Here is a 9,485-nt window from a genome sequence, read left to right as displayed (position 1 = left end):
TATCGATCCATCTGCCGATTGCGCCCCCCCCCAAATGGAAAACTCGCTCGCCTATTCATGCATCTGCCAACTGGAGATTGAAGGTCGAAGCTAGCGTCGAGAGGCCCGCGCCTTGTCCTGCCGCCGGCGCGGACCCGCATCACCTCAAGCCCTAGCGCGCGCCCTGCTGAATCTTCTCCTGCGCCCAGCTGACCGCCGCTCGCGCGGGCGCCTGCCCGGTCTTCTCCACGCGCTGCGCCAGCTCGAATACGCGCTCGCGGATGTGCGCCACTTCAGCCATCACCGCGGCGTCGTCGGCGCCGCCAAGGTACTCGCGGGCGCAACTGACGATGCCGCCGGCGTTGATCAGGAAGTCGGGCGCATAGAAAATGCCGCGGCGTTGCAGGGTGTCGCCTTCCTCGAGCGAGGCCAGCTGGTTGTTGGCGCCGCCGGCGACGATCTTGAACTCGCACTGCTCGGCCACCGCCGGGGTGATCACGGCACCCAGCGCGCAGGGCGCGAAGACGTCGGCGGCGACGCCGGTGATGGCCGTCGTCGATACCGCCTGTGCGCCGAACTGCTCGCGCGCCTGCTCGACCTTGGCGCCGTTGATGTCGGCCACGATGAGCCGTGCGCCGGCTTCATGCAGCCGGCGGCACAGGTCCCAGCCAACCGAGCCGAGTCCCTGCACGGCTACCGTGACGCCCTGCAGGCTGGTGCGGTCCAGCACGTAGCGTACGGCGGCTTCGATGCCGACGAACACGCCATAGGCAGTCTTGGGCGAGGGATTGCCGCCAAAGGTGCCTTCGCGCGGCATGCCGCTGATATAGCCGGTCTGCGTGCGGGCGGCGATCATGTCTTCCACCGTGGTGCCGACGTCTTCGGCGGTGATATAGCGGCCGTCCAGCGACTCCACCATGCGGCCAAAGGCGCGAAAGAGCTGGGCGCGGTCGGTTTGCGCGGCGTTGCGCAGGATGACCGCCTTGCCGCCGCCGAAGGGCAGGTCGGCCAGCGCGTTCTTGTAGGCCATGCCTTGCGACAGGCGCAGCGCGTCGGTCATGGCATCGCTTTCGGCGGGATAGGTCCAGTAGCGGCAGCCGCCGAACGCGGGGCCGAGGCTGGTGCTGTAGATGGCGATGATGGCCTGCAGGCCGGATTCGGGATCGGTGGCGAGCGTGATGCGCTCGTGGGACGGGCCTTCGCCGGTGCCGAACAGGCGGCCGGCGGCCTCTGGGGTGGTGCGTTCAGTCAAAGCGTCTTCTCCATGAAGAATGGGATTGCAAAGGGGTAGCTTCGCTTTCCGGGTGCGCCGCATCGGGTTGCAAGGCGGCGCAGTTGCAACGGTGGCCGGGGTGGCTGCCGTCGTGAAGGCCGGCCCGCCATTGTGTGGCGGCCCAGCCTCGGGTAAACGCTCGGTTTCGCGCGATCGCGGGAAACCGGTGCCGAATCTTACCGGCTAGTGACGTTGGCTGAAAAGGGCCGGCGTGCGCTTTTTACGGGCGGCCAGGCTGGCCCGGTTGTCGCATCCAGGCGCCGCAAGGCGCGTTTGCTTAACATGGCGCGGGCGCGATCGCATCGTCATGGGCTCTGCCACGCACCGGGATGCGCCTGCCGCTTGTCCTGGATCATAAAAGGCCCGGTGCCGAAACCTATACTGGAATCAGGGCCGTCCCGATACGCTCGATTTGCACGGGGAGCCTCAAGGGGGCGCCTGTCCGGCTGCCTCCTTCCTTCGCGCGCAAGGAGGAAGTCATGTTCCAGCATCTGCTGTTGCCCGTCGATGGCTCGCCGCTGTCCGAAGCCGCCTTCAAGAAGGCGCTGGGGTTTGCCCACGATATCCGTGCGCGGGTGACCGTGCTCCGTGTGATCCCGGATTTCCACGTCTATACCTACCAGGTGGAAATGCTGGGAGACACCCGCGAGCGCTTCGCGCGCGAAGCGACCAAGAGCGCCGGCGAATACCTGGCCACCCTCGCCGCCGAGGCGGACGCGGCAGACGTGTCGTGCGATACCGTCTCGCGGATTCACGACCATCCCTACGAGGTCATCATCCAGACCGCGCGGGACAAGGACTGCGACCTGATCGTCATGGCCTCGCACGGCCGGCGCGGTCTGCAAGGCATCCTGATCGGCAGCGAGACCAACAAGGTGCTGACGCACAGCACCATCCCGGTGCTGGTGTACCGCTAGCTTCCCGCCGGACCGGCGGCGTCAGGCGCGCCAGTCCAGCACCACCTTGCCGCTATTGCCCGACAGCATGGCGGCAAAGCCGGCCTCGAAGTCGGCCACGCCGAAGCGATGGGTGATCATGGGTGCCAGGTCGAGTCCGCTTTGCAGCATGGCGACCATCTTGTACCAGGTCTCGAACATCTCGCGGCCGTAGATGCCCTTGATCTCCAGGCCCTTGAATATCACCTGGTTCCAGTCGATCGCCATCTTCGACGGCGGAATGCCGAGCATGGCGATCTTGCCGCCATGGTTCATGTGCTCGAGCATGGTGGCGAAGGCGGTCGGCACGCCGGACATCTCCATGCCCACATCGAAGCCTTCCGTCATATGCAGTTGCGCGGCGACGTCCCCGAGGTGTTCATGCTGTACGTTGACCGCGCGCGTGGCGCCCATCCTGCGCGCCAGCGCCAGGCGGTAGTCGTTGACGTCGGTGATCACCACATTGCGCGCACCCACGTGGCGCGCGATGGCGGCGGCCATGATGCCGATGGGGCCGGCGCCGGTGATCAGCACATCCTCGCCCACCAGGTTGAAGGACAGCGCGGTATGCGTTGCGTTGCCGAAGGGGTCGAAGATGGCGGCGATCTCGTCCGGGATGTCATCCGGGATGCGGAAGGCATTGAAGGCCGGGATCACCAGGAACTCGGCGAAGGCGCCGGGGCGCTGCACGCCCACGCCCACCGAATTGCGGCACAGGTGGCGGCGCCCGGCGCGGCAGTTGCGGCAGAAGCCGCAGGTGATATGGCCCTCGCCGGAGACGCGGTCGCCGATGGCCAGCCCGCGCACCTCCTGCCCGATGGCGACGATCTCGCCGACGTATTCGTGGCCCACCTGCATCGGCACCGGAATCGTGTTCTGCGCCCACTCGTCCCATTTCCAGATATGGATGTCGGTGCCGCAGATGGCGGTCTGGCGGATGCGGATCATCACGTCGTTATGGCCGACTTCCGGCTCGGGCATCTCGGTCATGGTCAGGCCGGGCGCACGTTCCAGTTTGGCGAGGGCTTTCATGGGGGGCTCCTTCCTCTATCCAGGCTCAGGCGATGGCGCCGAACTGCCTGCCCACCTTGGCAAATGCCGCCACGGCGCGTTCGATCTGATCTGGTGTGTGCGCCGCGCTCATCTGCGTGCGGATGCGTGCCCGGCCTTTTGGCACCACCGGGAACGAGAACCCGATCACGTACACATGCTCGGCCAGCAAGGCGTCGGCCATGCCGGAGGCCAGCGCGGCGTCGCCCAGCATCACCGGGATGATGGGATGCTGGCCCGGCACGAGGGTGAAGCCCAGCGCCGTCATCTCGCGGCGGAAGTGCTCGCCGTTTTCGCGCACGCGGGTGCGCAGCGCGGCGCCTTCCTCGCTGGCAAGCAGGTCCAGCACCTTCAGCGTGGCCGCGCAGATGCTTGGCGCCAGTGAGTTGGAGAACAGGTAAGGGCGCGAGCGCTGCCGCAACAGCTCCACGATCTCCCGGTGCGCCGCCACGTAGCCGCCGGAGGCGCCGCCCAGCGCCTTGCCCAGCGTGCCGGTGACGATATCCACCCGGCCCTCCACCCCGCACAGCTCGGGCGTGCCGCGCCCGTGCTCGCCGATAAAGCCGACCGCGTGCGAGTCGTCCACCATCACCAGCGCGCCGTAGCGGTCCGCCAGGTCGCAGATGGATTTGAGGTCGGCGATGATGCCGTCCATGGAGAACACGCCGTCGGTGGCGATCAGCTTGAAGCGCGCGCCGGCGGCATCGGCCTCGCGCAGCCTGGTCTCCAGGTCCGCCATGTCATTGTTGCGGTAACGATAGCGCTTTGCCTTGCACAGGCGCACGCCGTCGATGATGCTGGCATGGTTCAGCTCGTCGCTGATGACGGCGTCCTGATCGTCGAGCAGCGTCTCGAAGAGCCCGCCGTTGGCGTCGAAGCAGCTCGAATACAGGATGCTGTCGCCAGTGTGCAGGAACTTGGCAAGGACTGCCTCCAGCGTCTTGTGGACCGACTGCGTGCCGCAGATGAAGCGCACCGACGCCATGCCGAAACCGTCCTGCTCCAGCCCGCGCCGGGCGGCCTCGATCAGGCGGTGGTCGTCCGCCAGGCCGAGGTAGTTGTTGGCGCAGAAATTCAGCACATGCTCGCCGCCCGCCAGCCGGATATCGGCTGCCTGGGGGCTGGCGATGACGCGCTCCGCCTTGTAGAAGCCATCGGCATGGATGGCATGCAGGGTATCGCGTAGGTGGGAGAGATAGCGGTCGCGCATGGAAAGGCCCCTGGCGTGGTGGTTGGGCGGCGTGGCTGGCGCCTGCCTCCATGGTACGGCGAAAGCGGGCGCAATAGCGGGTTGGTGGCGAGCCCGCGTTGTGTTGCGCTGCGGGAGCGGTGCGCCGCGCCGCCTCGTGCAGCGCCGGCAATGCGGTGATGCCGGGCACGCCTTGGTTCAGCGTAAACCCAATGAAATCAAGCCTTTGCCCTTTGCCTTATGGTCGGCAACTCCTATTCTTAAGAAAGGCTGCGCATGCCACCATTTCCGGCGCGCATGCCGGCCATCCGCTGGTTTGCGGAGGCGGTCATGAAAGACGATTTGAAAAGCGCACCGATCTCACCGGACTTGCCCATTGCGCGGATCCGGTATTCGCCCCGGCATGGCGCGACCGGCACCTTTACCTGCCCGGACGCGCGCCGCCGCCGCGTGCTCCAGGCCGCGACCGCGGCCGCGCTGGCCGCCGGGCTGGGGCCCTTCGTGCTCCCGCGCCGGGCCCGCGCCGCCAGACGCACCCTGAAGATCCTGCAGTGGAACCACTTCGTGCCGGGCTATGACAAGTGGTTCGACAACACCTATGTGAAAGCGTGGGGCGAGCGCAACGATACCGAGGTCATCGTCGATCACGTGGGCATCCCCGCGCTGGCCACGCGGGCCGCCGCCGAGGTGTCCGCGCAGAAGGGCCACGACCTGTTCATGTTCCTGTCGCCGGCGCCGGTGTACGAGGAGCAGGTCATCGACCACCGCGAGATCTATGAAGAATGCCAGCGCAAGCATGGCAAACCGGTGGAACTGGCGATCAAGAGCACGTATAACCCGAAGACGAAGAAATACTTCGGCTTTTCCGACAGTTTCGTGCCGGACCCGATCAATTTCCGCAAGGACCTGTGGGACGAGATCGGCATGGCACCGCCGGACAGCTGGGACGATGTGCTGAGCGCCGGCCGCCAGATCAAGCGCAAGCGCAACATACCGGTGGGCATTGGCCTGTCGGCCGAACTCGACACCGCGATGGCGATGCGGACCATCCTCTTCGCCTTCGGCGGCTCGGTCCAGGATGAGCGCCATAGCGTCGTGCTGAATTCGAAGAACACGCTGGAGGCGATCAAGTTCGTCAAGGCCCTGTACCAGGACACCATGACGCCGGAAGTGCTGGCGTGGGATCCGTCGTCCAACAACCGCGCCATGCTGGCGGGCAAGATCTCGCTTTGCCTGAACGCCATTTCCATCACGCGCGAAGGCGAGAACAAGAACATCCCGGTCACGCCCGACATCTGGCTCACCCAGGCCCTGCGCGGCCCCGTGCGACGCATCGGCATGGAGCACGTGATGGATTGCTACGTGATCTGGAAATTCGCCGAGAACATCGAGGGCGCCAAGCGGTTCCTGGCGGACTATATCGACAACTTCCGCCAGGGCTTCCTCGGCAGCGAGTTCTACAACTTCCCGTGCTTCCCGAGCACGGTGCCGGACTTGCAGAAGCTGATCGCCGAAGACCCCAAGGCCAGGCCGCACGACAAGTACAAGGTGCTGGCCAGCCTGATGAATCAGGCCACCAACGATGGCTACCCGGGCTATGCCAACGCCGCCACCGACGAGATCTTCAATACCTGGGTGCTCAACACCATGTTCGCCAAGGCCGCCACCGGTAATGAATCGCCGGAGAATGCGCTGCGCGATGCCGAAGCCGCGTGCAAGCGGATCTACGCCAAGTGGCGCGAAAAAGGGTTGGTGTGAGGCGCCCGCGCCGGGCTGGCGGCAGCGGGATGCGCGCAGGCCGATAAGCCATGGCCACGGTGGAAACCCGGTCGCTCACCAAGCGTTTCGATGGCACCAACGCCGTCGACGGCGTCGACCTCGCCGTGCGCGAAGGCGAGTTCCTGGTACTGCTGGGCCCATCGGGCTCGGGCAAGACCACCTTGCTGCGCCTGATCGCCGGGCTGGAAACGCCCAGCGCTGGGGATATCCTGGTGGGCGGCCGCGTGGTCACCGGGCTGCCGCCACGCGCGCACAATATGGCGATGGTGTTCCAGGGCTACGCGCTCTACCCGCATCTGAGCGTGGCCGGCAATATCGCCTTTCCGCTGGAGGCGCGGGGCATGCCGCGCGATGAGATCGCGCGCAAGGTGAGCTGGGCGGCGGGGCTGTTCGGCATCGACCAGCTGCTGGTGCGCAAGCCGCGCCAGCTCTCCGGCGGCGAGCGCCAGCGGGTGGCGCTGGCGCGCGCGGTGGTGCGCGATCCGGTGGCCTTCCTGCTTGACGAGCCGCTATCCAATCTCGACGCCAAGCTCCGCACTTCGGCGCGCGAGGAACTGCAGCAGCTCCAGCGCCGCCTGGCCACCACCACGATCTACGTCACGCACGACCAGATCGAGGCGTTGGCGCTGGGCGACCGCGTAGCCGTGCTGGATCACGGCCGCATGCACCAGCTCGGCACGCCGCAGCAGGTGTACGAGCAACCGGCCGATATCTTCGTGGCCACCTTCATCGGTTCGCCGCCGATGAACCTGGTGGGCAGCGATGCCGTGGTCACCGGCTTCCGGCCGGAGCATTTCCTGCCGCGCGAGGTCTATGTCAGCGATGACATGCTGGAACCATTTCCCTTCCGGGTCACCCGCATCGAGAACCTCGGTTCCGACCGGCTGGTATATGGGCTGCTGGAGCCGCCACTGCCGCCGGCCAAGGTCATCTCGCGGATTCCCTGCGTGGTGAGCTTCCCGCTCGAGACCGGTACCAGCTACCCGTTCGCGGTGCGGCGCGCGGACCTGCGCCGCTTCGACCCGCGCAGCGGCGCCAGCCTGGGCGCCGCGCCGCCGGCGGGGTCGCCATGAGCGCCCGCGTGCCCGCCGTGCTGCGGCCGCAGTCCGGGGCCTGGGGCGCGCTGGAGGGCGAGCGCTGGCTCGGCGCCGTGATGCTGGCGCCGGCGTTGATCTACATCGCGCTGCTGCTCGGCTTTCCCTTCCTGCTGTCGATCTACTACAGCTTGTCCGATGTCACGGTGGGCAGCCGGGCGCTGCACTTCGTCGGGCTGGAGAACTTCCGGCGCATCGTGCAGGACGCCACCTTCTGGCGTTCGCTGGGCAATGCGCTGGTGTTCACGCTGGTGTCGCAGGCGCTGGTGGTGGTGCTGGCCAAGATCCTGGCGCTGGCGCTGTTCCACGATTTTCGTGGCAAATGGCTGGTACGGCTGCTGATCCTGCTGCCATGGGTTGCGCCGATCTCGCTGGGTGCGATCGGCTGGCTGTGGATATTCGATCCGGTCTATAGCGTGATCAACTGGACGCTGCGCGCGCTCGGGCTGTTCGGGCCGGATACCTGGCCGGTCTGGCTGGGGCAGCCCGGCCTGGCCATGGCATCCGTGATCCTGGTGGACGTATGGCGCCTGTTGCCGCTGGCCACCGTCATCATCCTGGCCGGCCTGCACGGCATCCCGCAGGATATCCACGATGCCGCCGCCATGGACGGCGCCGGTTTCTGGCGCCACCTGTTCCGCATCAATATTCCGCTGGTGATGCCCATCATGCTGGTGGCGCTGCTGTTCGGCATCGTGTTCACGCTGACCGACATGATCATTATCTTCGTGCTGACGCGCGGCGGACCTTACGACACCACCCAGGTGCTGGCCAGCCTGGCCTTCTTCACCGGCATCCAGGGCGGCGACCTGGCCGAGGGCGCGGCGATTTCCCTGTTCCTGTTCCCGCTGCTGGTGGCGGTAGTGGCCTTGCTGCTGACCATCGCCAGCCGCACGGAGGTCACCTGAGATGCCTGCAGCCGTGCACCAATGGCGGCGCTGGGGCGCGCGCTGCGGCCACGTGGCGATTCTGGCCGCGTTCACGGTGTTCTGCGCCTTTCCTTTTGGCTGGATGCTGATCACCACCTTCAAGGACATCCACGACCTGATCAACGCGGCCAACAACCCCTTCCTGTTCAATATGCCGCCCACCCTGGACAATCTGCGCGTGCTGTTCCTTGAGACGCGGTACCTGCGCTGGCTCGGCAACACGCTGCTGGTCGGCGCGGCGGTGGTGGCCATCACCCTGCTGCTGGCGGTGCCGGCCGGCTACAGCCTGGCCCGCCTGTCCGGCCGGCGCGGGCGGCAACTGGCCATTGCCATCTTCCTGACCTACCTGATCCCGCCCACCATCCTGTTCATTCCGTTCTCGCGCATCATCGGCTCGCTTGGCCTGCAGGATTCGCTGTGGTCGCTGGTGCTGGTGTATCCGAGCTTCACCGTGCCGTTCTGTACCTGGCTGATGATGGGCTTCTTCAAGGCAGTGCCGCGCGATATCGAGGAGGCGGCCATGATGGACGGGCTAAGCCGCTTCGGCGCCTTCTTCAAGGTGGTGGTGCCGCTGTCGTCGGCCGGCATCCTGACCGTAGTCATCTTTACGCTGACCCTGGTGATGCAGGAGTTCGTCTACGCGCTCACCTTTATCACCAGTTCCTCGCAGTACACCGTGAGTGTCGGCGTACCGACCTTCCTGGTGCGCGGCGATGTCTACTTCTGGGGCTCGCTGATGGGCGCCTGCCTGGTGGTCAGCCTGCCGGTGGCGGTGCTCTACAACCTGTTCGTCGACCGCTTCGTGGCGGGCTTCACGGTGGGTGCGGTGAAGTGAGCGGGGGATGGCGGCCGCCCTGCGGATCGCCGGGAAATCGTACACGGCCGCTCACGGCCCACACGCGAGGTGCGCCAGCGCCGTGTTTTCAGCTACAATCGCGCCATGTTTCGCGCAGACCGCCCCTCCTTCTGCAGGGGAGCGTTGCTGATATTGCTGTTCGCAATGCAGCTCCTCACCCCGCTTCTGCACGGCCATCTCGGAACTCCCAAACTCCACGGCCTGCATGTGCACACAGCGCTGCCAGGTGCGGTTAATTCTTATTCTCCTTCCGCTTCCACTCCCGCCGGCCACGCCGGCAGCGCGCTGGTCGCGGTCGAGCCTCCCGAGGTCGATGTGCAGACCGCCATCGGCCCCATCGCCTTCTCCCTCCACGTGCAGGCTGCCGCCGATGTGCTGATCGGCCTGGTCTTTGCATTCCT

At 66.3% G+C, this 9,485-nt stretch carries 9 protein-coding genes; 5 read left to right on the top strand and 4 right to left on the bottom strand.

The features are described from left to right. Positions 1–151 precede the first annotated feature (151 nt). Positions 152–1,294: a Leu/Phe/Val dehydrogenase gene (locus P3W85_RS03825; RefSeq protein ID WP_430869487.1), complete on the bottom strand. Its 1,143-nt coding sequence runs from the start codon at positions 1,292–1,294 to the stop codon at positions 152–154. A gap of 437 nt (positions 1,295–1,731) precedes the next feature. Between P3W85_RS03825 and P3W85_RS03820 the strand changes: the two genes are divergently transcribed. Continuing rightward, the gene (locus P3W85_RS03820; protein WP_017224970.1) at positions 1,732–2,169 is read left to right on the top strand and encodes a universal stress protein; all 438 of its coding nucleotides are present in this window, start codon (positions 1,732–1,734) and stop codon (positions 2,167–2,169) included. A gap of 21 nt (positions 2,170–2,190) precedes the next feature. Here P3W85_RS03820 and tdh read toward each other — a convergent pair whose 3' ends face one another. Continuing rightward, on the bottom strand, positions 2,191–3,219 hold the full coding sequence (tdh, locus tag P3W85_RS03815) for an L-threonine 3-dehydrogenase (RefSeq protein ID WP_276263788.1): 1,029 nt from the start codon (positions 3,217–3,219) through the stop codon (positions 2,191–2,193). Between the two features lie 25 nt (positions 3,220–3,244). Further along, a complete protein-coding gene (locus tag P3W85_RS03810; protein WP_276263787.1) occupies positions 3,245–4,447 on the bottom strand; it encodes a glycine C-acetyltransferase in 1,203 nt (400 codons plus the stop codon). A gap of 309 nt (positions 4,448–4,756) precedes the next feature. Between P3W85_RS03810 and P3W85_RS03805 the strand changes: the two genes are divergently transcribed. From P3W85_RS03805 to P3W85_RS03790, 4 genes are read left to right on the top strand one after another with little or no spacing between them, the layout of a single operon-like run. After that, positions 4,757–6,184: an ABC transporter substrate-binding protein gene (locus tag P3W85_RS03805; protein WP_276263786.1), complete on the top strand. Its 1,428-nt coding sequence runs from the start codon at positions 4,757–4,759 to the stop codon at positions 6,182–6,184. 50 nt (positions 6,185–6,234) lie between these two features. Next, positions 6,235–7,278 carry an ABC transporter ATP-binding protein gene (locus tag P3W85_RS03800; protein ID WP_276263785.1) on the top strand — a complete coding sequence of 348 codons (1,044 nt, stop codon included), beginning with the start codon at positions 6,235–6,237 and terminating at the stop codon, positions 7,276–7,278. Continuing rightward, positions 7,275–8,207 (top strand): carbohydrate ABC transporter permease, encoded by a 933-nt coding sequence (locus P3W85_RS03795; protein ID WP_276263784.1) that lies wholly within the window; start codon positions 7,275–7,277, stop codon positions 8,205–8,207. The genes P3W85_RS03800 and P3W85_RS03795 overlap by 4 nt, the downstream gene beginning before the upstream one ends. Position 8,208: 1 nt before the next feature. Next, the gene (locus P3W85_RS03790; protein ID WP_017229817.1) at positions 8,209–9,063 is read left to right on the top strand and encodes a carbohydrate ABC transporter permease; all 855 of its coding nucleotides are present in this window, start codon (positions 8,209–8,211) and stop codon (positions 9,061–9,063) included. A gap of 51 nt (positions 9,064–9,114) precedes the next feature. Here the strand turns inward: P3W85_RS03790 and P3W85_RS03785 are convergent. Further along, positions 9,115–9,485: hypothetical protein (locus tag P3W85_RS03785; protein WP_276263783.1), on the bottom strand; the 371-nt coding region annotated here is incomplete at its 5' end.

The organism is Cupriavidus basilensis (assembly GCF_029335485.1).
In the GTDB taxonomy this organism is placed as follows: Bacteria; Pseudomonadota; Gammaproteobacteria; order Burkholderiales; family Burkholderiaceae; genus Cupriavidus; species Cupriavidus basilensis_E.
Note: the sequence above shows the minus strand (reverse complement) of the source record. Positions and strands in the feature narration are given on the sequence as shown.